The organism is Bacillus sp. LR--39 (assembly GCF_053613335.1).
On the sequence record NZ_JBSIOT010001050.1, the window covers coordinates 1 to 647 of the forward strand.

The window sequence follows — 647 nt, forward strand, 5'->3', positions numbered from 1 at the left end:
CGGAATGAAAGATACGGACAGGATGCTGCATCAGTTTGAAATGAATACGACAGACGTGCTGCTGCTCTTTACGAACAAAGGAAGCTACATCTATTGTCCTGTTCACCAGTTGCCTGATATCAGATGGAAGGACATGGGCCAGCATTTTTCAAATCTAATCACTATTGACCGTGATGAAACGATTGTAAAGGCTATACCGATAAAAGAATTTGATCCGTCGGCATATCTTCTATTCTTTACGAAAAACGGCATGGTGAAAAAGACAGAGCTCACTCATTATAAAGCACAGCGTTATTCTAAGGCACTTGTAGCCTTAAATCTGAAGGGTGAAGATGAACTGATTGATGTACATGTAACAAATGGGGAAAGCCAGATCTTTATGGCCACTCACTTAGGGTATGGTCTATGGTTTGGAGAAGACGAAGTGAATGTAGTTGGCGCGCGTGCGGCAGGTGTCAAAGGGATTAACTTAAAAGAGGATGACTTTGTTGTCTCCGGTGAGATCCTTCAGCAATCTGATTCAATTGTCTTGTTCACACAGCGGGGAGCGGTAAAACGCATGGGTCTTTCTGAGTTCGAGAAGACATCCCGCGCAAAACGCGGTGTCGTAATGCTAAGGGAACTGAAAAAGAATCCTCATCGTGTTG

The 647-nt window shown here is 43.7% G+C and carries 1 protein-coding gene; it reads left to right on the forward strand.

Features of this window, described 5'->3' with window-relative positions:
• The coding region (locus ACWHAR_RS28345; RefSeq protein WP_452088603.1) for a DNA gyrase C-terminal beta-propeller domain-containing protein at positions 1 to 647 on the forward strand (647 nt) is incomplete at both ends.